Raw genomic sequence first — 22,731 nt, forward strand, 5'->3', positions numbered from 1 at the left:
TCCTGATCCCGTTTTTTTTTGGCTGAGGATGCCCTGGTTTGAATGAATTAAGAACCAAACGGCGTCGGCGAAGACGCCTCGTCGTGGTCAGCCTACTGCTTATGGTTGCGTTGGGTGCGACGGTCCTTTTCCGGAACTCCCTGTTTCATCGGAATTTCGGGGTTGTGGCTCAGGGCCTCGTCTATCGCGCGGCCCAGCCGGAGGGGAATCTGAAAGGGCTCGTCGAGAAGTACGAAGTCGCCTCGATCCTGAATCTCAGGGGAGGCGGGTCGTCTGACTCGTTCTACGAGAACGAAGTCCGACTCACGAGTGCCAAGGGGATCGATTTTTACGACTATCCGATGAATGCGACTCGTCGGCCGAGGCGTCGCGATCTCCTGATCCTGATCGATCTCTTTCAGCGCTGTCGCTACCCGCTCCTAATCCATTGCAAATCAGGGTCCGATCGGACAGGGTTGGCGAGCGGCTTTTATCGCATGGTTCGGGCGGGAACGCCCCCGGAAAAGGCGCTCGATTCGTTCTCCCTCTATTATGGGCATGTTCCGCTGTTCGGCCCGGAGAATCTCCACGAGCCTTTTCATGAGTATGCCAGTTGGCTCAAGAGCCAGGGGCTTGCCCACTCGGCCGAACGCCTCCGCTCCTGGGTGGAGAACGAATATCAGGCGGACGATCCCAGGCAGGAGATCCAACCCCTCCGCTCGGGCCCTCGCGCGGTGCTACGAACCGGCCTCGCAGGCTGGACGGGTCCGCACCAAGTGATTCAACCCTGATTGGTGCCTGAGCGATCCGCGGTCGATCCAAAGGGTCGGCATGCTTGGGGGCTTAGTGTCTGTCTCGGAAGGTCGGGCTTCACCGGAAAAAGGAAGGACGCTGGTGTGCCACGGGTTCCGTACTCGGACCCCGTGCGCCCCGGCCAAGGAATTTCCACACGGGGTCCGAGTATGTCACGCGACATGGAGTTGGGCCAGGAAATCGCGACATGAAGTTTGGCCGCACTCTGACCATTTGTCTCCTGTTCGTTTGTTCGGTTGTTTGCATGTCACCGTCAACGTCATGATTCGCTCCCGGCAGATCTCGGACGCCGTCTGCCGGCTCAGCTGCCGCCCCTCATCGTCCGCGACCACCCATTCATTGGATAAGGGATTATATGACAAATATACGGTTTCCTTTTTATAAATAACTCCGATGTAAAGGTCGCGGTTGTACACCGAGATCGCCCCGGAGACACCCACTTTCCGTCGCCCCGCGTAACCGGTCAGATACCCCGCGACCGCGTCCAGACTCCAGTGGCTCTCCTCCCAGCCCGGGCTGAAGTCGCGACCGGAGTGAGCCAACTCCGGATACGCTTCCTGCCGGCTCCGGCCTCTCACGCTTGGATATTCGCCACGTTGGATCTCGTCCATCATCTCCAGCCGTTGCCGCAAATCTTCCAGGGTGTCGCAGGTGTGCGGCTCGCCCCACCGCTTGGCCGTCCCCTGCGATCGCTCGACGACCCCGTTGTCCTGAGGGGTCGCCGGAGGGTTGTAGTCCAGGCCGACCGCCAACCCGGCCAGCCACAGCCCCAGGTCGGTGGGAAGATCGCCCCGCGCCGCGCCCCACGGCGTCCCGTTGTCGACCCGAAGTCGCTCGGGCCGGCCCCAGCGGGTGAAAGCCAAGCGAAGTTGGGTCTGAGTCGACGCGGGCGGCACTTGGCTCCAGCGGGCTGGGGGGGAAAACCTCGGTCCACAGGACCGCGCCACTGCACTCGTCGACGATCCGTAGCCAGCAGACTTGTCGGCCGGTCCGGAGTGGCACCAGTTCGGCCGCGTCCATTTGCCAGACCTCATGAGGCCGAGCGGCCCGGCGACTCACGCTTGAAGGTCGCCGCCCCGGCGGGGCGGGAGCGAGATCAGCCCGCAGAAGCCACCGTTGCAAGGTCCGAGTGGCCGGGAGCGGTTCGCCGGGAAGCCGGCGGCGCAGCATCACGCGGATCAATCCCGCCCCCCAAGTCGGGTGCTCGCGGCGGAGTTCCAACACGGCATGCACGAGGGGTTCCGTGGGCTTCGGTGTTGCCGTCCCGCAACGGTCGTAGGAAGGGGCCAGGGGGTCTTGACGCGCGGACCGGAAGCGGCTGAATAGTCGCCGCACGGTACGTGGCGGGACACCGAGGCCCTCGGCGATGGTCAGAACATCCTGGCCGTCCCGGAAGCGATTCCAGATCGCCTGACGCACAGGCAGGGGCACAGGGCGAGGCATGGGCCGTTCTCCAGGGATGACGAGACCAAGGGGAGAGCTCCTACTGTAAACCTGTCCCGGCCTGCGGCCAAACTTCATGTCGCGATTTCCTGGCCCAACTCCATGTCGCGTGACAAGTACGGAACCCGTGGCACCCGAAAGATGATCGAAAACTACCGATAGGATTCGCCTTCTGGGACAGACTCTTAGACTTAGAGGCTGGGGTTGGAGAACTCTTTCAAAGGGAGCGCGACGGGGGATTGGTGTCGCGAGCTGCGCGCGACCGCCTCGGTGAACTGCATGTAACGGACGCCGGTCGCAAAGTCGGTCAGGGTGACCGGTTTCTCACCGCGAATGGCGGCGACAAAGTCAGCCTCGACCTGCCAACCTCCGCGCAGTTTGGACGGAATCCGCAACGGCTCCAGCGAGGGCTCGCCACGGCGAGCGCCTCGGATCACGTCATGGGTGAGGTCGTAGATCAAGGTCCCTTCGCTGCCGTACAGCCCGATGCTCATCCCCAAGTCGTGCAAGACCACGCCGCTCAACCGGTAGACGCCACTCGAGCCGTCCGTATGCGTCGTCAGGACCTGAACGCTGTCGGGGGTGCCGGTCTTGGCGAACTCGCCCGTTTCCGAGTCGACTCGTTTGCCGATGTGTTTCCAGGCGAAGGCGAAGACGCGGTTGGCTGGGGCAACCCAGCGGAGCACCGTCTCGTAGAGGATGCCCAGGTTGAGCATGTTGAAGCCGGAATACTTGGTCATCTGACGCCAGCCGAGCGGGGTCTCGGGATCGGCCAGGTCGCTCGAGAGGCCACGAACGTGGACCTCACGGAGCGTTCCGAGATAGCCCGCCTCAATGAGCGAGCGCATGAAGGCATCGCCCGTGAGGCCGTAGGGGCTGGGGACGACCATCGCCGTGAGGTTCGGCAGTTCGTTCGCGTGGTCGTACATCCGCCCTGCTTCGCGAGCGTTCATCGCCATCCGGGCTTCGGTCAGGACGTGCTTGCCGGCGTCGAGCGCGGCGAGCGTGACCGGGCAGTGGAGATAAGGCCAGGCACCGATGACGACGGCGTCAATTTCGTCATCTTCGATCAAGTGCTCCCAATTGCCATAGATTTTCGGGATGTTGAATTCGCGGGCCACTCGCCCGGCGGACTCCCGGCGCAGGTTGCAGACGCCGACGACCCGGACGCCTGGCAATTCCTTGAAGCCGGGGAGGTGCCGCTTGCGCGCGACTTGGCCCGCGCCCACGATCCCGATTCGCAATTCGCCCGCACTCATCGAACGGACCGTCCTTTCGACCCCTCATCGCGGACAGGCGGCACGAACAGCGTGGCGTCTCGTCGGTCGGTTCGCATCGTTCCCCACTCTTAATGACTCTTCCACGGATTGTAATCCGTTTCGGATCATCGCGTCCAAACCGTTCCCGGATTTTCCCGGCGTGGAGCAGGCTCCACGCGAGGGAATGGCTCAGCGGCCTCCGAACCAGCCCGAATAGATCGGCCGCCGCGCCGAGCGAACCGCGGCCCGGTCGCCCTGGCCGAGCGGCGGGTAAGTGGCGCCTGCGTAGCCGGACGGATAGAAGGTCCGAGTCGGGAGGTTCGAGAAGATCGGACGATAGGCGATGCTCCTCGACGGCTCGGAGCCGGGAGGACAGTCGGCCTTGGCCGCTCGGTGTCCCGCCGAGGCGCTACAGGCGGGGAGGAGGGTCAAGGCCATCGAGAGCGTCCCGATCCTCGAGAGGATGAACCAGGGGTCAGTACGAAGCTTCATCGGTCCCACTCCCGTTCGGGGGGCTTTGCGGGTCGTGGCGATTGTACGTATCGCATTCCAACTGACCGTGGGCAAGCCGACCCGAATTCAAGGTTATCACACAAGAAAGATCGGTCGGCGCGACGAGCAAGAACGAGTCGTGGAATCCTCAAGATGATGGATGGCAACCCGGCGCCTCGTTACGATGCGACGCGGCCGGACTCGTCCTCCCTAATCCAGTGAACCCCCCAAATCGGGAGATTTTGTGATGATGCGATCGATCATGCTTGCGACCTTAGGCTTGGCCTGCTTCGGTACGTGGACGCGCGCTGAGCACGCCAAGATCCATCTCGACGTCAGCGGCCCGAATAACACCAAGCAGACGGCGTTCGTCGATCAGACCCCGCCGGAGTCGGGCAAGAACCCGCGCCCGGTCCTCAAGGCCAAGGTTGGCGACCCGATCCGGATCGAGTGGGTCATGACCAACGTCTATCCGCACAAGACCTTGGAGAATGTGGTCGTGCATTTCTTCATCGCCCGCCAGGACAAGGTCGGCCAGAAAGATCTGCCCGACCTGAGCGGTGATGTTGTGCTCGAGACCGCGTTCGACATGGATTTCAAGCCGGGGGCCAAGGCCGGCCAGCGGAACACGGTGCGGATCGAGACGCCGGGCGTCTACCTGGTGCGCGTGGAGAGCAAGCAGACGCAGAGCGATCACGAGCACTTCTCGGCGATCGACCTTGTCATCGAGGGGAGCAAAAGCAAGCCCTGACCAGCCGCCGAGGTTTCTCGGCCGGCCGGTCCTCCTGGGCCTTCAACGGGCCGCGTTATTTCGCTTTCTCGTCGTCCGGCTTGCCTGGATCTTGTCGGTAGACGAGGATGCGATCGTGGACGATCAGGACGAGGTCGGCCCGCTTGTCGCCATCCACGTCGCCGACGGCCAGCTCTCGTGGTTCGACCATATCATTGAGGCCACGGGACGATTTGCGCTCGAAAACCTTGAACGCGAATGCCCGGTTGAGGTCGGTCGGACTGGAACTCGTGACGATCTCAATGAAATGTTCGGCGATGTCGGTCAGGACGATATCGGGCTGGCCATCGCCGTTCAGGTCGCCCGCCGCGAGGTCGGCGAGCTTGGCTTCGGTCCGGTTCGACTCGTAGCTCGCCATCGGTTTCAGTTGCTGGCCCTTTTGACCGGTCAAGACCACACCGAAGCGGTCGGTGCCGGCGAGCAGTAGGTCGTCGCGACCATCGCCGTCGAGGTCGGCGACATGCATCCCCTGGAAGTCGATAGGGCCGATCACGAGTGACCCGCTCGGGCGATAAACCTTGTCGCGGTACTCGAGGAAGAGGAGCGACTTGGAGCTCTTGTCGAGTAAGACGATCTCTTTGGTACCGTCCCCATCGACATCCAAGGCGGCGGCGCCGAGGATTTGAGCCGAGCCGCGCCCGGAGTTATATTGATCCTTGACCTCCCAGACCCCTTGTTTGTCGAGCAGCAGGTTGCGGGCGAACGTGTTCTGGGCCACGATCAAGGCCGGTCCGTTCAGGTCGGTCATGGTCAGACCGGCTGGCGTGACGGCTGCAAGCGGACCGAGGCTGCCACCGGCGGGGGCAGGGGGTTCTCCCCCCGCACGACCGAGCAGGAGCAGCGGCGGCCCGAATGAATTGAAGACGAGCACGTCGGGCTGGCCGTCGCGATTGACGTCAAGCACTTGCAGCGCGGGCGGGACACTGGTGAGCCCTTTCAAGGGGACCTCATCTTCCTGCCCCCAGCGGAACGGCACGAACGTTCCTGACGCTTCCCGCTTCACCCCTCGCAACGAGTAGTGTTCCGTGCCGTTCGTCTTGGTTCGCGCGACGTAGAGAACCTCAGGCGTCTTGTCGCCGTCGAGGTCGGCAACGTCGAGGGCGACGGGCTCACCACTGATGGGCAAGGGGGTCGGGAATGTCAGGCGGCCCTCGTCGAGCACGCTTCGGCCGATCTGCTTTTCCTGTTCAGAGAGGACGATGACCTCATCTTTCCCGTTGCCGTCGAGGTCGGCGAGTCGAACCGTTCGTCCCCCGACGAGCGCGGGGAAGCTCTGGCCGGCACCCAGGCCGGTTCGCTCCGACTGCCGATAGAGCAGGAACTGGGCGTTGGCCGGGTCGGTTACCACCACGTCGATTTTCTTGTCCCCATCGAGATCGCCCAAGGCGAGTGATCGCCCGCGCTCGTTACCCGGCGGAAGCGGGTAGAAGATGAGCCGCCCGCGCGTCCCCGACTCCTCTTTCTCGGCTTCGTCGAGCTTGAGGACCCGGGCCCGGCCCGACTGAGCCTCGATCGTGAGGAGTTCGGCGCCAGCTTTTCCATCCATCTGGGCGAACGCGATCGCACGCGGCGATTCGATGAAAAAACGCTGTTCGGGGCCAAGCTTGCCGCCAGGCGTGGAGAAGCGGACCCGGATTGGGTCGTCCGTGCCCCCATCGAGGATCACCAGGTCGTCGCCACCGTCCCCGTCGAGATCCACCGCCCTGAGGATTCGAGGATTGCTCGCGGTATGTGGCAGTCGCTCCGGCTCACCGAGCTTTCCCCCCTCCCCCTGGTAGATGATTTCGACCTCGTTCGCCTGGAGCAAGGCCAGGTCGGCGCGGCCGTCCCGGTTGAGGTCACCCACCGTCAACGCGTTGGGGGTCTCAACCGCTTCCCCTACGTTGAGCCGTTTCACATTCGTATAGCCCCCTTGACCGTCATTCAGCATGATGACGATCTCGGCGGGATTGCCAAAGAAGGCGAGGTCGGGGCGGTCATCACCATCGAAGTCGGCGATTTGCAGGCTGACGACTTCCTTGTTCACTGGCACGCTCACCAGGCGCATCCGGCGGTCGCTCGAAATCTGGTTCGGTTCCGGGTCCTCGGCGGGGGCCGTCGCGGTGTCGCTTCCTGCCTTTTTCGAGCTCAGGAGCAGGTCGATCCGCGAGCGGCCGTTGTTGACCACGACGATGTCGTCGGTCTTGTCGCCGTCGAGGTCCTTGAGGATGAGATTCCCCATCCTCGGATCCAGTTTATAGACTTCCAGGGGCAGGAACCCGAAGTAGTCGGCCAGCCGAGGTTCGTCCCCGAGCGCCTGACCGCCGGAGACGGTCAGAACGGTGGCCAGGATCCATCCCATTCGGTATCTCAGCGCTGCGCTCATCGCGATCGCCCCAGGTTCTCTAATCCTGCCAAATCACGTAATAATCAAACAGTAGCGTACGATAGGGCCGCAGCGTCGGCAAGACGGGGCAGGGGAGAATCGCTCCTGCATTGAACGCACGCATGATGATCAATGAATTTTCCGAGAGGGAGAAAAAATGCGAGCGTTCACCTGAGATTCACACGGGCTGCGTCTCGGCTTCATCGCGCGGCGGTAGCTTGGTCGTTCTCTCCACTTCCGGTACGACGACCCCCGTACCGGGGGCCCATCCCGGTCTCCGCGTCCTCTTCTCGCTGAGGAATGCGGAGCCGGGACACGTCTTCTTGATTGGGTTGGCGAACGGTAAGGCCCAAGGGGGATCGCTCAGGTTCGCAAGGCGGCGAAGCTCGGATGGTCGAGGAGCCGGAATGGTTGGGCGAGGGAGCGGATCGTTTCGCCGCGCTGGGTGATGTGCCCTTCGGCGATCGCGCCGAGCCGTCCGGAGGAGGCGGCCAGGTAGGAGACTCTCCAGGGGTTGATCTCCATGAGTCGCGCCGCCGTGGCATCGACCGAAGGGAGGTTCGTCCCCATGACGATGACGCCCGATTGGCGAGGGGATCCCATGATCGGGCCATCCCCTTCCATGCCGACAATCCCGTCGACAATCGCCAGGTGCGGGCGGACGGTGGCGTTGATGTCGAGGATCGATTCCGGGATTCCGGCGTGGTGGAGGACGTTCTTGGGCCAGCCGTAGTAGACCCCTGGCATAACGCCGAAGAGATTCTTCATCGAAAGCGTGACGCCCGCCCAGTGGTGTGTTTTGAGTTTGGGCATCGAGACAATCAGATCCGCCCGGCGCAATAATGAGGCAGGGAGGGCGAGCCGGCCCAGCGTCGTAAACCGCGACCGGTTGGCCGTCATCACGAGTTCATCGTGGTTCAGGTCGACGAATTCGATCCCCTCCTGGTCGAGCACGGGGCCAAGTCCCGACTGCTCGAGCACGAAGTCGGTATCCCGACAGTGGCCTTGTCCTTCGGCGACGAAGACCTCACGGGCGCCCCAGCGCTTGAAGACCTCAGCCGTCGCACGGATCAAGGCGGGGTTGGTGTTGATCTGCGGCGCCTGGCGACTCGGTTCCACCAGGTTCGGCTTGAGCAGGATCGACTTCCTCGAAACCTGCTTGGGCCCGATGCCGAGCTCTTGTAAGCCCTCGCGAATCTTTGATTCCAGATCGACCGCGTAAGTCGACGCCGAGGCAATGAACACATCCCCGCGTAGGGAATGCTCGTTCCGGTCATAGAGCAGCTTGGAGGCCATTCCACCCGCCAGCACGGCCCCCGCGCCGGTGAGGAAGTTTCGACGCTTCCGCGACTTCGGTTCATCCACGGCGACCTCCCTTTGAATTTCCGACCAAGAGGGGGAGTGACGCCTCACCACCGGCCAGCAGCAGAAGCGCCAGCCGCATCGCGGCATCGGGTCGACCGGCGGTTCGTTGATAGGACTCGGCCAGCCAGAGGTTGGATTCCGCCGCGTCCTCTTTCCAGGAGCGGAGGCCGAGCACTCCCCAGCCGAGCGAAGCTGGAGCGCGGGTGGTCGGCAGTGTCTTCCGTAAGTACTGCACCCCCTTCTCGACAACCTTCGAGGAGCCGTCTGCCTCCGCGAGGGCTAACAAGGCCAGGCCGGTGGGACCGGGCTGAGCGCGGAGGACGTTGCCGAAGGCGGACCGGTTCCCGTAATTCCAGCCGCCGTCGGGAAGCGCACGGTCAATGATCAAACGGACCCCTTCGCGAACCCGGGGGTGATCGCCATAGCCTTCCCGAGAGAGGGCCAGAATCGAGATCGCCGTCGGTTCCAGCCACGAATGCGTATCTGTAACCCACGGCCAGCCCACGAGCGTCGGGTCATGGCCGATGACGTGGTCGGGGTCGGAATCGGCTGAATTCGTCCGACCTCGCTGCTGGAGCAGCCATGTGGCGGCTCGTTGGCGTGCCTTCTCAAAACCGGGCAGCGCGTTCCAGAACAAAAGGGCATAAGGGGTCGTCCAGCAGGGCGAGGTCTGCCCTGCCGAGAGACCCATCGAGCCGTCCTGATTCTGGATCGAGGCCAGCCAATCGGCGGCGGCTCGAACGGCCGAATCGTCTGAGGCTTTCAGTGAGGCGACCAACCCGAGACCGGCCAGCGCTGTCGGCTCGACGGAGGGCCTTGCCCCCTGCCGATAGCCCCAGCCCGGCGTGGTCGCTCGCAAGCCGAGCAACTCGTGGCACGCGGCGCTGCTCCACTCGTTTGGCGTCACCTGGTTCTCCGGCGTATCCAAAACCACCTCAACGTCGACTTTTTAGGTACGGCAAGTTGCCTGCACCGGCGAAGGTTAAACCTTCCTCAAAGATCCGAAACTGTTTCGACCGGGATCAGGGGTTGTGAACGAATATTCAGGAATCGCTGCCTCTTTTGGGTTCCTGAAGGGGGAAGCGCGATAATCGTAAGTCTTTGGGAGACCTGATCACCGTCCTCAATAAACCTATAGGACATGCCCGATGGTGGCCTGGAAACTGTCGAAGTGCGTGCCAATCGAAACACTTTAGAAATTTTCGGGGTATTTTTACAACATCGAGCAACAATGAGCTAAGTTTGAGGTGTTCGAGGTACGGGGCGTCCACGCGATGTGGCCGAGGCGACCTAACCAACTCCGTCGAAACGATCCTGACCCCTTCGAGTTCACCTCACCCGGGTGGATGAGGCTGGTTCCCCATCGTTTTTTATCACGTCTGGATGCTAGATACCAAGCGAGAGCGATTTCCATACAAACCTTGAAAGTTCAATGGGCGCAGACCGTCAGGTCATCGGTTGTTGACAGATGTCCGGCTCGTCTTGTCGTCGAAGCAGCGGTCAAGAGTCTGAACCAGACCTACCGGGCAATGCGGGGAGGCCAGTCCAACCGCATGGTCCGGAATTTTTCGTTTCTGGTCCCCACCTCTCTCAGAGAACTACGATGGTTTGGCCATTTCCTGGGAGGGGGGAAAACCCATTCATTGTGGCCGGGGAACTCGGTGCACAATTCCTTTTTGCCACGGTGCATGCAGCTTCAAGGGACACCTGGGTTTTGATTTGACATCGGTCGGGATTCGACCCAAGTTTCCAAGGAAGCCAGTGAAGGATCGAAGAGCAGGATTCGCCACAGGATTCTTTCCGTCTCTCCCCGTTCCTACTTACTCTCGCGAGGGCAAGGATTCATGCCGCAGGTATCGCAGGAAGTCGCCTGGTTCGTCTCGGCCGTACTTGTGGAAGCGGCCCTGATCGATGGCTGGAAGTTGAAGGTACCCAACTGGTTGACTTTCCACATGGTGCTCGGTGGCTTGGCCTTCGCAACCTATACGGGTGGAAGCGCGGGGCTGCTGTGGGCGTTCACTGGAGCTGTCGTGGGCCTGGCCTTGCTCCTGCCCTTGCACATGATCGGAGGCATGGGGGCCGGCGACGTGAAGCTGATGGCCGGAATCGGTGCGTGGATGGGACCTTCATTGACCCTGGGGGCGTTCGCGGTCTCGGTGGTGGTGGGGGGACTGATGGCCATCGGGATGGTGGTTTGGTCGGGTCAGTTCATCAAACACTGGGTCCAGTTCCAGGCGATCGGCCATGAGATTCTTACGGTTCGCAATCCCGAGAAACTCGCCGCGACCGCGGCCGCACGGAAGCCGACGATGATGCTCCTCCCCTACGGGATCCCAATCGCAGTGGGCTCGATTGCCTACTTCGCCTGGATCGGTATTCTCGTCTGATCCGTTGAGGCCCGCCTAAATGGCGGCGGAAGGTGGGAACGCCCATGAACGGCAAGTCGTTGGCGATGTTGGGATTGGCCGCTCTGAGCGGGCTCGGTGCCATGTACGGTACGAGCCGGATGCTCGCGAAGAATCAGAGCCAGGTTGTCAGCGAGACTCAGGAAGTTCTGGTCGCCGTGCATGACTTGAAGGTGGAAGAGATCCTCAAGCCCGAGTCCGTCAAAGTGGTCTCCATGCCCAAGGCGAGCGTTCCCGCCGGGACCTTTACCACCTACCAGGACGTTCAGGACCGCTGGGTCTTGATTCGGACCCTCGAGGGGGAGCCGATTCTCGATCGCAAGCTGGCCCCCAAGGGGAGCCCGGCCGGTCTCGTCTCGCGAATCCATCCAGGGATGCGGGCCTTCACCCTCGAGGTCAACGAACACACGGGAGTCTCCGGCTTCATCTTGCCCGACCACCGGGTCGATGTGGTCTTGAGCCTCTCCAACCGTAGCGGTACGGAGGAGGAGTCGGAAACGATCCTTCAAGACATCCCGGTCCTGGCCTCGGGACAAGTCTTCACCCGTCCCGACGATCGTTCGATTCAGTCGCGGACCGTGACCCTCGAGGTGACCCCCGAGCAGGTCGACGTCCTGGTCGCGGCTCGGACCAAAGGGTCGCTCTCGCTCGCCCTCAGGGGACTCAACGACCACGTCAGACTCGTTTCGGTTAAACATGAGCACGCTCCTGCCCCTGCTCCCGCTCCAGTGGAAGTCGCGGTCAAGCCGGTCGAGTTGCCTTTGCCACCGCCGCCAACGGCCAAACCGCCTGCGCCTGCTCCGGAGCGGCGTTTTGTCTGGATTTATCGCGGGCAACAGAAGCCGGAACGAGTTTCACTCGATAAAGAAACGATGGACCAGTCCGGGGAGGACGCCGCCTTTCCTCCGATTGATCCCTGATCGGTACTCCACTTGCGTCTGTCGATTCATGCGACCCGACTCCCTTGACGTGCGTGGGGTCGGCCGGAACGGGTCAATCAAAGCTTCCGGCCGGAATCAACCGCTCTCCCTCGAACGCTGCTCCGCTGGGTGAAACGCCATGAAGGACACGATAAGAGTCATCCTCATTGATCCGATCGATGAATCTCGGCTCGCACTGCTCCGGGTGATCAGCGGAGTGCCCGATCTCTGGCTTGCCGAGGTTTGTGGAGCCTATCAGGGGGCGGCCAACAGGGTGGCCGAGATCCAACCTGACCTGGCGATCGTGGTCATGGATTCCGACTCTGAACAGGCCTTCGACCTGATTCAACAGATGACCCAGCAGTCCCCCAACGTCGTTGTTTTGCCCGCTAGTAAGCAGCACGATACGTCGGTCATTCTCCGTGTCATTCGTGCTGGGGCTCGCGAGTTCCTGACCTTGCCCACGCGCCCGGAGGAACTTCTCGAGTCGGTCAATCGGATCACCACGCGGAAGGATGAGAAGCCCGAAGAGGTCAAGCGAGGCCCCCAGCTCATTGCCGTCACAGCAGCCGCCGGGGGGGTCGGCTGCACCTCGCTGGCCGTGAATCTTGCGACGACCCTGGCTAAAGCCTCCGCGCATGAGACGATCCTCGTTGATTTTGACTTGATGTTCGGCTCGATCGACGCCTGTCTCGACATCGTCACCGACAATACGCTTCAGGGGATCGTGCAGAGCGTCGACCGACTGGACCAGACGCTTCTGAAACGCTCGCTCACACGCCACTCGTCGGGGCTCTACTTGCTGCCGCATCCGACGGCGATGGAAGAGTCGGCCCAGATTGACCCGGATGCCTTGCGCCGGGTGATGATGATGCTCAAGGCCTCGTTTCCCACCGTGATCATCGATACCAGCAAAGGCCTTCAGTCCTCGGACTTTCTTGCCTTCGAGATGGCCGACGTGATCCTCCTGGCCGTTCAGCTCGATCTCACCTGCTTGCGAAACACCGCCCGGTTGCTGCACCTCTTCCAGCAATTCGAAGGCTTGACCGATCGAGTCCGCCTCGTCGTCAACCGTTCGGGGGCTCACGACTCGGAGATCAGCCTCAAGAAGGCCGAAGAAACCCTCCAGATGCCGGTTGCTTGGCAGATCCCCAATGCGACGAAATCGTTCAACCTGGCGCGGGCCCGGGGTGTGCCCCTCGACGAAGTGGCCTCGGGCAGCAAGGCCCACCAAGCCATTCTCGAAATTGCTCGATCGCTGCGTCCCTATCCTGTCCTCGAACCGAGTAAGCCCCGCAAAGGCCTTTTCGCGGCCTTCTTCTGATCGATGCTGATCATCAAGGTTGAACCGTGACAGCTCCTGGAGAGTTGCGCAAATGATTAAAGGATTAGGACGTACCCCATTTGGCCCCCGACCGACGCCGGCGCCTACTCCTGTTCCTGTCCCAGTTCCTGTTCCCGTCCAGACTGACGCTGCCCCGAGCAACCTGTCGCCCACGTCTCCGCCACCACCGCCGCTCCCCAGTCCCATCCCTCCTCCGCCTCCTGCCGTCAACCGAGGCCGAGAGGTACCGAAGGAACCGGATCCGGCCGAGGTCGCGTATGAGACGTTGAAGCGGCATATTCACATGAGGTTGGTTGACCGGCTCGATATGAATCGGGTCAGCGAGATGGATCCGAACTCGCTCCGGAGCGAGATCCGGGTGGTCGTTGAGCATCTCTGCGATACCGAGAACCCTCTGCTGAACCGCAACGAGCGTCAGCGGCTGGTGAGCGAGATCCTCGACGAGACCTTCGGGTTCGGTCCGCTCGAGCTCTTGCTCAAGGATGATAAAATTGCCGATATCATGATCAATGGCCCGAAGAAGATTTTTATCGAGAAAGAAGGGCGGATCCTTCGGTCGGAAGTCGTCTTTCGCGACAACGAGCACTTGCTCCAGATCATCGATCGGATCGTCTCTCGCGTGGGTCGGCGCGTCGATGAAACATCGCCGATGGTCGACGCTCGACTGCCCAACGGCTCGCGATTCAACGCCATCATTCCCCCGCTCGCCCTTGACGGCGCCGCGGTCACCATTCGTATGTTCGGCTCGAAGCCGATCAACAAGGATGACCTCCTCCGTTTCAAGGCGTTCACCCCCGAGATGCTCGCTCTGATGGAAGGAGCCATGAAGGCTCGCTTAAACGTGATCATCTCGGGAGGTACCGGTTCCGGGAAAACAACGCTCCTGAACACACTCTCAAGCTTTATCCAGACCGATCATCGTGTGATCACGATCGAGGATGCCGCCGAGCTGCAACTCCAGCAGGAACACGTTGTGCGACTGGAGACGCGCCCCCCGAACATCGAGGGCAGAGGCGCGGTGACCGCCACCGACTTGGTCAAGAATGCCCTCCGAATGCGGCCTGACCGGATTATCATCGGCGAGTGTCGTGGGGCGGAAACGCTGGATATGATCCAGGCGATGAACACCGGTCACGAAGGCTCGATGACGACCGTTCACGCCAACACTCCGCGCGATGCGCTCAGCCGTCTCGAGACCATGATCAGCATGGCCGGTCTCGAACTCCCGATCCGGGCGCTGAGGTCGCAGTTCGCGTCGGCCGTTGACCTGATCATCCAGGCCAGCCGGCTTCAGGGCGGACCGAGAAAAGTGACCAGCATTTCCGAAGTGATCGGCATGGAAGGTGACACGATCATCATGCAGGAAATCTTCTCATTCAAGCAACAGGGAGTGGATGCGAATGGTCGTGCCTATGGCGAGTTCATCGCGACGGGCATCCGTCCCACATTCATGGACCGCCTCGAATACGCGGGCTACCATCTCACGAGCGATGTCTTCCGTCAGCGCGTTCTGCTCAAGGATTGAGCCGGGGATCGAGAGAGGGGACGCGCCGTGAATGATCAGATGATCGTTTCTCTTATGGCCGGATTGGCCGTCGTCGCCCTTTTCATGGGGATCGGCCTGGCCTTCCGTAAATCCGAAGGATTGCAGGCGGAGCAGCGACTCGACGACTTGATCGCGAGGCCCAAGAAAGACGTGGACCTTCGCACCGGAATTCTGCTCCGGCCGCCGGCGATCGACCTCGAGACGCCGCAATTCTGGACCAAATTCATCCCCAACCTCGAGAACCTGAGTCGACTCTACGAGCAGGCCGACGTCAATCTGCCCTTCAACAGGTTCATGGGAATTGTCGTGATCTTGGCCCTGGCCGGGGCGCTGATTGGTTTCCTGTTCAAGCTTCCTCTCTACCTGGTTCCGTTGGGCTCGGTGGTGCTCGGGACGACTCCCTTCTTCTGGCTCATCCATCGCAAACAGCGACGGATCAAGAAGTTTCTCGACGCGATGCCCGAAGCCGTTGAACTGATCGGCCGAGGACTGCGCGCGGGGCATAGCCTGGCTTCGGCCCTGCACCTGGTCTCCGAGGAAATGAAGGGGCCGATTGCCGACGAGTTCGGCCGCGTCTTCGAAGAGCAGAACCTGGGTATCCCGCTCGAGGTCACCCTTCGCGGCTTGGCTGATCGCGTGCCTTCGGTCGACGTCCGGTTCTTTGTGATCGCCGTGGTCATTCAACGCGCGACCGGCGGCGATCTTGCCGAGGTCCTCGACAAGATCGGCAAATTGATCCGGCAGCGGTTCGAACTCTTTGGTCACGTCAGAGCACTCACGGCGGAAGGCCGGCTTTCCGGGATCGTGCTCCTGGCCCTCCCACCGGGGTTGCTCGCATTTCTCTCGATGTCGAATTATGATTATGTCAGCGTTCTGTTTACGACGCCGATCGGCACCAAGATGCTGGCCATTACGGCCGCCTTTCAACTTTTGGGAGCGTTGATGATCAAAAAGATCGTCGCGATCAAGGTGTAACCAATATGAGTTGGGAAACGATTGTTCCCTTCGCGGTCTTTCTGACGATCACCCTGGGCGTTTGGGGTTTCCTCACGACGATGGCCGACCGACGGCCCTCAACGGCCGAGGAGCGACTACGCCGCGTGCTCGACCCGCTGACTCCACAAAACGACAGGAAACTTGCGGAGCAACAGCAGCAGGCGAAGTTCCAGGCGCGAGTCTCGGAGGCTGCTTCCAAGCTCGGCAAGTCACTCCGGCCGACCAATGAGGTCGAGCTTGGCAAGATTCGGCTCACCCTGCTCAATGCGGGCTTCCGAAGTGAGCAGGCCGTCATGGCTTACTATGGTTGGAAAATGGTTGGCCTGGTGATCGGGCTTGCGATTGCGGTTCCCCTCTTCGTCACGCGCTACGGCGCGACCCAGGCCGGGCTGACGTACAGCATTCTGACCGGTGCGGTCGGGTTTTATCTTCCGGATTTCTGTGTGGGGCACATCCGCAAAAAACGGATCGAGGCGATTTTTCTCGCCTTGCCCGACGCGCTTGACCTGATGGTTGTCTGTGTCGAGGCGGGCCTGGGGCTTGATGCGGCAATGCGTCGGGTGACGTCCGAACTCTCCAGCTCGTGCCCGGTTTTGTGCGAGGAGTTCGCGATTGCCAACTTCCAGGCGCAGATGGGCCGAGCGCGCAAAGACGTGCTTCGCGACCTGGGAACGCGGACGGGGGTCGACGACATGCGGGCACTCTCCGCAGTGGTGATCCAGGCGGAGAAGTTCGGCTCGAGCATCGGAGGCGCGCTCCGGGTCCAGTCAGACTCGATGCGCTTGAGACGCCGTCAGTTAGCGGAGGAGCGGGCTGCGAAGACGGCGGTCAAGATCATGATCCCGCTTGTCCTGTTTATATTTCCAGGCGTATTTGTGATTCTCGTCGGTCCTGCGGGTATTCAGATTGCCAAGACGATGTTGGGTAAGGGTTGAGGCCGGCTGTCGGATACGAGAAGAGCCATGCGTAAAAACGCCTCCTTCGCACTCGAACAGCGTCCAAGAAAACGCCGAAGCAGGCTCATGACCTTGGCGGTCATCTCCCTGCTCCTGATTCTCTCGCCGCTCTTTTACGAAGCGGGACTCCTCTGTTTTGCATCCTGGAAGGGTCTGTTCGGGGCCTACCCGCACGTACAGACCCCCATTCTTGACTTCCTGAGCGGGGGCTACGAGACGGCGAGATTTGACATTAGACAGATGTTTTCGAGTTTATTTCGTCAAGGGGCCTGGAAGTCGTCGCACGTGATCACGTTCGCGATCTGCTGGACCGGTGCTCTCGCCATGCTCCTCCGCAAGGGCGCAGCTTGACTCGCGTGTCGTCGTTCCGCGTCGCCTGCCGGACTGGTAGCGGCCTCCTCTGGGGAGACGGGGGGCGACGATGGATCGAGCGGAGGATCGCCGGCAACGATCGTTCCGGATCTCGCGGATGGCGCAATTACTCGTCGCCTTGTGTCTTCGGCAGCACCCCTCGCGCAGCCGATCGGCTATTGTAGCGGGAGGCCGATCTGCCGGGCTTGCGCCGCGGAATCTCTGACACCCCAGCGGCGCAGGATTTTCCCATCGCGGATGACAAACCATTCCATCGCGACCAGCTCGTAGGATTTGCCGGTAGGCTCGTGGCCGAAGAAAGGGCGAACGAAGGCGCCGCGCTCGGTGAATCGGACGGCTACGCAATCGCCCTCGACGATCATCTCCTCGATCATGAGGTTGATGGAAAGGCCCTCGATTAGCTGCCGCCACACCGCAAGGGCTTTCTCCATCTGGCCGGCGCCGAGTACACCTTGAATCTCGGCATCAGGGGCAAAGAGACGCTGGAGTCCAGCGAGGTCTCCCTGATTGAAGGCTTCAACGTACTCGCGAACGACTTGCTTGTGAATCTCTCCGGCCACAGCTCTCTCCCTGCGTTCTGGACGGCTTGGTCACGTCCCTTGCCTCGAAAAGAATTGCAGGCATCCTACCCGTTCGAGGATTGCAAGGGCCAGATCCTGACTACGGACGGCGGCTTCGCGCAACGATTGCAGCCGGTTGGCGAAGGATGCCTTTGGAATGGGACGGCAATGGTTGGGAAGGCTCAGCGGAGATCGTCCGGACGTGCGGAGGGCCGCAGTTCTTGCAGGAGGGTCCGAATGACCTGCTTCTCCTCTGCGGGCAGGTAGGTGTAATCGTGCGCGATTGTTGAGGGATCGAGCGCCCGTTCCAGCTCGAGATCCACCAAGTGGCTGAGCGGTTGGGGGAGACCGGCGAAGGCCGGCGAGTCGATCATGTACGAGCAACGGTAACGCATGAGCCGGGTACTCAGTTCCAGGTCGCGGAGCGAGCGGCCGTTGGATCCGACGCGACGCTTGGCCAGGAAGTCGGCCTTGAACGGTTCGGCTCCCGGCACGCCTCCCGGGGGAAGCGGCACCTCATCGGCGAACAGCAGGTAGCGGACGAGTCCGCGGGCCAGCGACTCCAACTCGGATTTGACCGGCTCGGAGCGGCCGGCATGCTCGTGGAGGAGCGTCCGCGTGCGATAGGTCGCGCTGACGGCGCGGTTGACGAATCCAACCTGGTGTTCGTGGAGGAGCTGCGGCAGGAGGTTGCTGGTTGGCACGGGATAGCGGCTCAGGTCGAATAGCTCGCCCGGTTCCATCGACCGTTCCTTGGCCCCCTTCGAGGTCCACTCGATGAGGATGTTGCCCCAATGTTGCTTGAAGTCAGGGGCGTCGGTGACCAACCAGCCGCCGAAACGCTGGTCGAACGGGACGCCGTGCCCGCTCAAGCCGCGACGGAACGCTTTCTCACCCCCGCCCGTGATGCCCGGTACGACCGATTCGATCACCAGTTGCGGGATCTCGTCCATTTCGGGCGTCGCGTGACAGGTCAAACAGTTCTCGGTCCGCCGGATCCGTGGAACCTTCCCGGCCTCAGGGCGACCGAAGATGTAGAACATGGCGCCTCGCGCGGGATCAATCGAGATCACCTCGAGCTGTCCACCCGGCACGAAGCCCACATAGGTGTCATCGTTGAAGTAAAGCGCCCGAGGGCGCCGGGGCGAAATGATCGTTTTCTGAAAGCTCGTGGCCGAGGTGACGAGCATCTGCGAGGAGACGGGGATGTCAAGCGCACGCAGCAAGTTCCGCAGCAATGCGAGCTCGTCGTCCCCCTCCAGAGACGCGCGGCCGGTGTCGAGGTCGGCCTTGAGGCGAGCAAAACGATCCTCGGTTGGCAGCGTGTCGTATCCGTGGAGCGGATTGTTGACGCCGAGCGGCTCCGCCCCGCGAGTCGACTGGCGGAAAGCCAAGGTACTCAAGAGCGCGAACACGAGCAGGACAGATCGACCCCACGGGACCACGACGCTCCGCTGATGTTCATGGTGATCTGCTGGCATGAACACGTGATTCCTTTCGGGTCAGTCGGTCATCATTCATCATATTGAAGTGGCCTGCCGGAGAGTCTCACGGGGCCGACTGTGAGGACGTGATCGAGTCGACGAAGCCGGGCAGCCGATGGCGGCTGCCCGGTCGTTCCCACTCGCAGGGGTCAACGTGCGTCGACCCGAGTTGAGGTTACTTGGCGGGTTCTACCGGGGCGCCCGTGGCCTTCCAGCCGAAGATGCCCTTGGCGTAGTGCTTGATGTTGGTATACCCCAGCTCCTTCGCGGCGCGGGCCGCCGAGCGGTAGGCGGTGCACTGCTCGTTCGCGCAGTAGGCGACGATCAGGGTGGACTTGTCGGCCGGAAGCTTTGCGGCGAGGTCCTTCTTCGCCGTCTGGAAATCGATCGCGGTGGGAATGTGCCCGTCCTTGTACGAGTCCGACCCGTTCGCGTCGAGCAGGGTGACCTTCTTGGACTCGACCGCCTTAAGCAGCTCGTCATGCGTGATGTTGGGATAAGTCGGATCGGCGGCCTGAGCGGTTCCGGCTCCGACGATCAAGGCAACGGCCAGCGCGAGAACATGTCGCATAGAACTCTCCTTAAAGGGTTGAGAAACTTCCGTAACGTGAGAGGAACACGAGTGGGGAACGGGAGGGATCGCACGAGGAACGTGCTAACGCTGAATCTCCAGGCGAGTGGCTACGAGCAGCGATCGACCGTGCTCGGTGTGGACGGTCCCTTCGGCCAGGATCTGTAACGGAGTGCGGCAGCAACCCTGCCTGCGCTTGAAATCACGACTGATCGAATTGTCGCTCAGGAAGAGGGTTTGCTCACCTTCCCCCTCTCGAATGCGGACCGCCGGCTGACATTCCTTTGTCTGGTGAAGCGTGCAGTGGGCGCACACGGCCTTTCCGTGGAGCGAAATATGCGTTGCCAGGCCCCGGCTCGATTCCAGGACGGCGGGCACCGGGGACGGGTTGTTCACCCTTTCCCGTTTCGATCCCGACCACTGGGCGATGATCGCGATCGGTATTGTGAGGCTCGCGGCGATCCCTACCGCCAGTCGCCAATACCTGTGCAGTGGCGTCGGTTTGGAGGGTCGCTGGGGTGTCGTCGCTGGAACAACCTTGAGCATTTCGCCGGCTTCGGCCTGGATTCGGGACTGAACTCCTTGCCAAAAGACTTCGGGCGCTCGATGCGGCGTGAGGTCTTGGGCCAAGAGATCCGAGAGCATCAGATGTTCACGCACGTTGCGGAGTCGGTCCGGATCGTGTTCGAGCCCCCGGCAAAGTTCTTCGGCGTCCGACTCGGAAAGGGAACCGTCGAGCAGTTGGCCGAGCAGTTCGTGATAACGTGTCTCGGTCATTGCCACATCTCCCCCATCTTGCGCTCGACACAACCCTTCACGAGCTGTCGCAGGCGGAGGAGCCTTTGACGGAGGGTGTCGGCGCGCGTCTGCAATCGCGCAGCCATCGTCTCGGCGAGTTCTCCTTCGGCGTAGCGCTGCACGAGCAGCTTTCTTCCGGCTTCCGGCAGCTCTTGCAAGCAAGCCCGTAACGCGTCGAGCCATTCCGTCGCGGGCATTGCATGTTCCGGCTCGGCCCGGTCGATCAGGAGGTCAGCCAGTCCGCCTGCGAGCAGGCGTGTCCTGCGTCCGACCTTGCGACGTTCGTTGGCGGCGAGATGCCGAGCGATGCCACGAAGCCAGCGCCCGGCGTCACAGCTGGGATCCCAATCGTCGAGCTTTCGGTAGGCAACGAGAAAGGTCTCCTGAGCGAGGTCATCCACCCAGGCCGCGCTCACCCCCAACGCACGGATAAAGGCACGCACTCCGGCCTGATGCTCTCGCACCAGCATTTCGAGTGTGGCTGCACGCGCGTCGGCCAACACAAGATCATTCACCTGCGGTGGAAGGCCAATCCCAGGGGAAGTCTCCGATGCGAAGGCGGGGCTCGGTCGCAACTCGGTCCTCCGAAATGCCTTCCGATCAGTCGTTCCGCGTCTGGCTTGGAGTCGCGTTCGGGGATCAATGAGCGATCGGCCTGGAAAACGACCGTAACTTGGGTCTGCTCGGCCTCGCTTCTTCATGACAGTATTGTCGCGAGCGCGCCGGGCGTGACAAAAAAACAGACAAAAGGGAAAAAACATCCCGGTTGGAAACCGTCAAATCATGGGCTTTGAGACGGGATGCCGCTCAGTACGAATGCAGCGAAACCTCGGGAATGCTTCCCAACGTTGACGGGGTCGCCGATCAAGAGCATGGATCTCGCGGTCTGATTTGATCATCCCAAGGAGGATCTCAGAGTCGAGTTTCCCTACTTTGAGCAAGCCTCCGATTCGGAGTGGCCGAAAAGCGTCGGGCGAGGCCATAGCCCAAGGTTGTCACAACGACGGTCAGCGGGAATATGGTTCCGATGAGCAGCCCGGCGCGGAGACCGGAGTCGCCAAGATCGGGTAGCAGGTCCGCAAGATCACTGAATGCGCCTTGGGAACTGACGGTCGCGTCGGCAACCGCCCCGGCCAGCCACGGGCCTGCCGCCGCTCCGGCATCGCCGAAGACCGCAAGAACCCCGAACATCGCTGCGCCGCCGTGGGGAAACCGTGCTGCGGCGAGGCTGAACGTGCCCGGCCAGAGCAGGCAACTGGCCAACCCACACAACGAGCACCCGACCAGGCTCAGGACCGGGTTGTTCGAGAGCGCCGCCGTGAGATAGCAAGCGATCGCAAGCGTTCCGCACCCCACCATCGCGGGGATCAGCGGGATCTTCTGCCCCCAAAGTCCGTAGACGATCCGCCCGATGCCCATGAGCACTGCGAAGAGGCAAGGCCCGGCGAGGTCTCCCCAGATCTTCGGCATCCCCAGGCCCTGTTCGGCGAACAGCGAGGACCACTGAGACATGGTCAACTCGGTGGCCCCCGCCCCCAGCATCAGCACCAACGCGGCCGCAAAGGCGGGAGCCGTGAAGAGTTTCCCGAGTGAGGTGCGGTGCTCGTCGGGGATCGTCTGCGGGAGGGGGACTCGGAGGAAAGCGACGAGATTCATCAGCGGCACCACCGCCCAGACTACCGGCAGGACCGGCCAGGCGGTGTGCCCGATCCCAGCCAGCAGCAAAGTTGTGCCCACGACCACGGCAACCTGGCCCCAGCAATAGAACGAGTGGAGCAGGCTCATCATGGCGGCCTTATGCTCCGGCGGGGTAGGCATCGCGTCGACGATAGGACTCAGCAAGACTTCCAGCAGCCCACCGCCAATCGCATACACGACGATCGCCAGGCAGAGGCCCAGGTACGGCGACGGCAGCACGAACGGCAAGACCGCCATCAGCACCAGGCCCACCACGCAGAGCACATGAGCCAGGACCATCGGCGCACGATAGCCCGTGCGGTCCACCACCTTGACCGCAACGAGATCAGTGATCAGTTGGGTGGCGAAATTCAGCAGGATCAGGCGGCCAAGCCTCTCGTAAGGGATCTGGTAACGGGCCTGGAAGATGATGAACAACAAGGGGGCGAGGTTGTTCACGATGGCCTGAGTCACATACCCGGCATAGCAGGCGCGGCGAGTGTGGTCGAAGGTCATTATGGTCTCAGGACTCGCCGATTGTGATGAGCGGGGGCGGATGGGCATCGCGGTAAGCCGATCCCGAAAAGGCTACCGC

21 protein-coding genes are annotated in these 22,731 nt (G+C 61.8%); 9 read left to right on the forward strand and 12 right to left on the reverse strand.

Annotated elements, in window-relative coordinates; genetic code table 11:
* Positions 1–38: 38 nt before the first annotated feature.
* Positions 39–770, forward strand: coding sequence for a protein-tyrosine phosphatase family protein (locus SINAC_RS09430; protein ID WP_015245456.1), 732 nt, complete (start codon positions 39–41; stop codon positions 768–770).
* A 174-nt stretch (positions 771–944) separates the two neighbouring features.
* Here the strand turns inward: SINAC_RS09430 and SINAC_RS09435 are convergent, their stop codons facing one another.
* From SINAC_RS09435 to SINAC_RS09445, 3 genes are all read right to left on the reverse strand, one after another.
* A complete protein-coding gene (locus SINAC_RS09435) occupies positions 945–1,688 on the reverse strand; it encodes a transposase (protein WP_044147065.1) in 744 nt (247 codons plus the stop codon).
* Positions 1,689–2,426: 738 nt separating this feature from the next.
* A complete protein-coding gene (locus SINAC_RS09440) occupies positions 2,427–3,494 on the reverse strand; it encodes a Gfo/Idh/MocA family protein (protein WP_015245457.1) in 1,068 nt (355 codons plus the stop codon).
* 189 nt (positions 3,495–3,683) lie between these two features.
* Positions 3,684–3,986 (reverse strand): hypothetical protein, encoded by a 303-nt coding sequence (locus SINAC_RS09445; protein WP_015245458.1) that lies wholly within the window; start codon positions 3,984–3,986, stop codon positions 3,684–3,686.
* A gap of 247 nt (positions 3,987–4,233) precedes the next feature.
* Here SINAC_RS09445 and SINAC_RS09450 point away from each other — a divergent pair, with 247 nt between their 5' ends.
* A complete protein-coding gene (locus tag SINAC_RS09450; protein WP_015245459.1) occupies positions 4,234–4,737 on the forward strand; it encodes a hypothetical protein in 504 nt (167 codons plus the stop codon).
* A gap of 55 nt (positions 4,738–4,792) precedes the next feature.
* On the opposite strand, the gene SINAC_RS09455 is transcribed toward SINAC_RS09450, so the two are convergent.
* The 3 genes from SINAC_RS09455 to SINAC_RS09465 all read right to left on the reverse strand — a co-directional run bounded on the left by SINAC_RS09455 (position 4,793) and on the right by SINAC_RS09465 (position 9,413).
* Positions 4,793–7,141: an FG-GAP repeat domain-containing protein gene (locus SINAC_RS09455; protein WP_237722430.1), complete on the reverse strand. Its 2,349-nt coding sequence runs from the start codon at positions 7,139–7,141 to the stop codon at positions 4,793–4,795.
* Between the two features lie 363 nt (positions 7,142–7,504).
* A complete protein-coding gene (locus SINAC_RS09460; RefSeq protein WP_015245461.1) occupies positions 7,505–8,506 on the reverse strand; it encodes a DUF362 domain-containing protein in 1,002 nt (333 codons plus the stop codon).
* Positions 8,499–9,413, reverse strand: coding sequence for a prenyltransferase/squalene oxidase repeat-containing protein (locus SINAC_RS09465; RefSeq protein WP_237722429.1), 915 nt, complete (start codon positions 9,411–9,413; stop codon positions 8,499–8,501). Before SINAC_RS09465 ends, SINAC_RS09460 begins: the two co-directional genes overlap by 8 nt.
* Before the next feature lie 937 nt (positions 9,414–10,350).
* Between SINAC_RS09465 and SINAC_RS09470 the strand changes: the two genes are divergently transcribed.
* The 7 genes from SINAC_RS09470 to SINAC_RS09500 all read left to right on the forward strand — a co-directional run bounded on the left by SINAC_RS09470 (position 10,351) and on the right by SINAC_RS09500 (position 17,025).
* Positions 10,351–10,893, forward strand: coding sequence for an A24 family peptidase (locus SINAC_RS09470; protein ID WP_015245463.1), 543 nt, complete (start codon positions 10,351–10,353; stop codon positions 10,891–10,893).
* A 44-nt stretch (positions 10,894–10,937) separates the two neighbouring features.
* Entirely contained in the window at positions 10,938–11,831 is an 894-nt protein-coding gene (gene cpaB / locus SINAC_RS09475; protein ID WP_015245464.1) for a Flp pilus assembly protein CpaB, read from the forward strand.
* A 139-nt stretch (positions 11,832–11,970) separates the two neighbouring features.
* Entirely contained in the window at positions 11,971–13,155 is a 1,185-nt protein-coding gene (locus SINAC_RS09480) for an AAA family ATPase (protein ID WP_015245465.1), read from the forward strand.
* Positions 13,156–13,207: 52 nt separating this feature from the next.
* Positions 13,208–14,701 carry a CpaF family protein gene (locus tag SINAC_RS09485; RefSeq protein ID WP_015245466.1) on the forward strand — a complete coding sequence of 498 codons (1,494 nt, stop codon included), beginning with the start codon at positions 13,208–13,210 and terminating at the stop codon, positions 14,699–14,701.
* 39 nt (positions 14,702–14,740) lie between these two features.
* Positions 14,741–15,697 (forward strand): type II secretion system F family protein, encoded by a 957-nt coding sequence (locus SINAC_RS09490; RefSeq protein WP_044147483.1) that lies wholly within the window; start codon positions 14,741–14,743, stop codon positions 15,695–15,697.
* Positions 15,698–15,702: 5 nt separating this feature from the next.
* Positions 15,703–16,653 carry a type II secretion system F family protein gene (locus SINAC_RS09495; RefSeq protein ID WP_015245468.1) on the forward strand — a complete coding sequence of 317 codons (951 nt, stop codon included), beginning with the start codon at positions 15,703–15,705 and terminating at the stop codon, positions 16,651–16,653.
* Between the two features lie 27 nt (positions 16,654–16,680).
* Positions 16,681–17,025, forward strand: coding sequence for a hypothetical protein (locus tag SINAC_RS09500; protein WP_015245469.1), 345 nt, complete (start codon positions 16,681–16,683; stop codon positions 17,023–17,025).
* Positions 17,026–17,201: 176 nt separating this feature from the next.
* On the opposite strand, the gene SINAC_RS09505 is transcribed toward SINAC_RS09500, so the two are convergent.
* From SINAC_RS09505 to SINAC_RS09530, 6 genes are all read right to left on the reverse strand, one after another.
* Positions 17,202–17,606: an ester cyclase gene (locus SINAC_RS09505; RefSeq protein ID WP_015245470.1), complete on the reverse strand. Its 405-nt coding sequence runs from the start codon at positions 17,604–17,606 to the stop codon at positions 17,202–17,204.
* A gap of 182 nt (positions 17,607–17,788) precedes the next feature.
* A complete protein-coding gene (locus SINAC_RS09510; protein WP_015245471.1) occupies positions 17,789–19,087 on the reverse strand; it encodes a hypothetical protein in 1,299 nt (432 codons plus the stop codon).
* Between the two features lie 178 nt (positions 19,088–19,265).
* A complete protein-coding gene (locus tag SINAC_RS09515) occupies positions 19,266–19,661 on the reverse strand; it encodes a rhodanese-like domain-containing protein (protein ID WP_015245472.1) in 396 nt (131 codons plus the stop codon).
* 84 nt (positions 19,662–19,745) lie between these two features.
* Complete coding sequence (locus SINAC_RS09520) at positions 19,746–20,438, reverse strand: anti-sigma factor family protein (protein WP_015245473.1); 693 nt, start codon at positions 20,436–20,438, stop codon at positions 19,746–19,748.
* Positions 20,435–20,962: a sigma-70 family RNA polymerase sigma factor gene (locus tag SINAC_RS09525; RefSeq protein WP_390553812.1), complete on the reverse strand. Its 528-nt coding sequence runs from the start codon at positions 20,960–20,962 to the stop codon at positions 20,435–20,437. Before SINAC_RS09525 ends, SINAC_RS09520 begins: the two co-directional genes overlap by 4 nt.
* A 409-nt stretch (positions 20,963–21,371) precedes the next feature.
* Positions 21,372–22,652 carry an MFS transporter gene (locus tag SINAC_RS09530; protein ID WP_015245475.1) on the reverse strand — a complete coding sequence of 427 codons (1,281 nt, stop codon included), beginning with the start codon at positions 22,650–22,652 and terminating at the stop codon, positions 21,372–21,374.
* Positions 22,653–22,731: the final 79 nt, after the last annotated feature.

It is taken from the genome of Singulisphaera acidiphila DSM 18658, assembly GCF_000242455.2.
GTDB lineage: Bacteria > Planctomycetota > Planctomycetia > Isosphaerales > Isosphaeraceae > Singulisphaera > Singulisphaera acidiphila.